Annotated in this window: 1 protein-coding gene; it reads left to right on the top strand. The window is 70.4% G+C overall.

Annotated elements, in window-relative coordinates; genetic code table 11:
- Positions 1-1896 (top strand): hypothetical protein (locus tag AC27VN_RS40115; RefSeq protein WP_490880306.1); only part of this gene is annotated, 1896 nt, incomplete at its 5' end.
- Positions 1897-1927 lie beyond the last annotated feature (31 nt).

The following is a 1927-nucleotide window of genomic DNA, read 5'->3' as shown; positions in this document are numbered from 1 at the left end:
CCGCGGCTGGCCTACAGCGGCGGCATGGCCGGCACGCCGAGCCAGCAGCCCACGCTCGACACGCCCGGTTGGGCCACGCTGCTGACCGGCACCTGGGCCGCGCGCCACCAGGTGATGTCGGAAGCGCCGAAGCAGGCGATCCGCGGCGCCACCGTGTTCCAGCTGGCCAAGGCGAAGAACGGCGCGAGCAACGGCGCCGCCGTGGCCTCGGCCGGGCTGGCCCGGTTGCTGGCCTCCGAGCACGACAGCGGCACGCTCGATGCGCTCGCCGACTGCTCGCAGGACGCGACCGCCACCGACTGCGTGACCACGCAGGCCACGCAATTCATCGGCGGCAACCACGCCACCGTGCTCGCGCAATACCGCGCGAGCAAGGACGCGGCGCTCGACTTCGGTCTTGCCTCTCCCCAGTACGCAGGCACGCTGGCCACGCTCGACAAGGCGGTCGGCACGCTGCTCGCAGCCACCGCGAAGCGCGCCAACGAACGCTGGCTGGTCGTGATCACCGGCAACCACGGCCTCAGCGCCAACAGCCAGGACGACGGCCTGCCGCTGGTGCCCGAGTCGAGCACCTTCATCGGGCTGAACCAGCCCGCCAACATCGCGGCGCAGGGCATCGGCGCGGCGCTGCCGCAGACGCTGGCCGAGCTCTACGGCTACGCCAGCATCGCCGACGTGGCGCCGACCGTGCTCGGCCACCTGAAGGCGCTGCCCGATGCGAAGGCGTCCCCGATGGACGGCGGCCGGCTCACCGGCGCACAGCCCGTGTCGCGGCTCACGGCCTCGGTGCTCGACAACAACTCCGCCACCGTGAGCGTGAAGCTCGACTGGGTGGCGCCGTCGGCCGGCGCGATCACGGTGCTGCGCGACGGCCAGCCCATCGCCTCGAAGCTGCCGGCCGGCACCACCACCTTCACCGACAGCCAGCTCGCGCAGGTGCTGACGGCCAAGGGCAGCTACCAGTTCGACTACACGGTGCAGGCCGGCGACGGCGACGACGCAGCCGCGCGGGCCGTGCTCTCGCCGCGCGTGTCGTACGTGCCGCCGGTGCCGCTCGCGCCGACGCTCAAGAACGGCCTGGTCTCCTACTACCCCTTCAGCGCCACGCTGCCGCCGGTCGATGCCATGGGCCACAGCACCATGGGCCCGGCCGCGAGCGACCTGCCCGCCGCCGCCGGCCTGGTCGTGCCGGGTCCGTTCCCGGGCACGCACGGCCTGCTGATCGATACCAACTACGTCACCACCGCGGGCATCGAGGGCTACCGGCTCACGCCGGCCGAGGGCTTCGACATCGCCAAGGGAACGGCACCGCAGTTCACCATCGGCCTGTGGTTCAAGACGCCCGCCTGCGTCTCGAAGAACAACGTGACCATCCTCTCCAACAAGAGCTATGTCAGCGGCGGCAACGCGGGCGTCGCGCTCGGCCTGTTCGCGAGTTCGGGCGACCAGTGCGGCGTGGCCTTCAACATCGGCTCGGGCGGCGGCGTGCGCGCCGACGGGCCGACCAGTCCCTACACGCAGATCGCCATCGATCGCTGGGTCTACATCGCCTTCTCGGTCGACGGCGTGGCCAAGACGATGAACATGACGGTGTTCGACCCGGTGACCAGCACCACCAACCGCGTGGCGGTGGGCAAGTCGACCGGCGCCGTGGACCTCTCGAAGCTCTCGCCGTACCCGCACTGGGGCATCGGCGACGACGGCACCGGCACCTTCCTGATGAACAAGTGCAACGGCTCCGTCACGCCACCGTATGTCGCGGGCAAGTGCGCGACCGCGCCGACCTACCAGGAGCATTTCGGCGACCTCGCGATGTGGAACCGTGTGCTGACCGATGCCGAGCTGCAGTCGATCTTCCTGTCGAACAAACCGCTGTCGACGCTGTCGGCCAACTGAAGGGAGGCGCGATGACATCCAAGTTCTTCCC

It is taken from the genome of Variovorax sp. 20P10.2.4, from assembly GCF_058244205.1.
The sequence above is the reverse complement of the archived record's forward strand: the minus strand, read 5'-3'. Positions and strand labels throughout refer to the sequence as shown.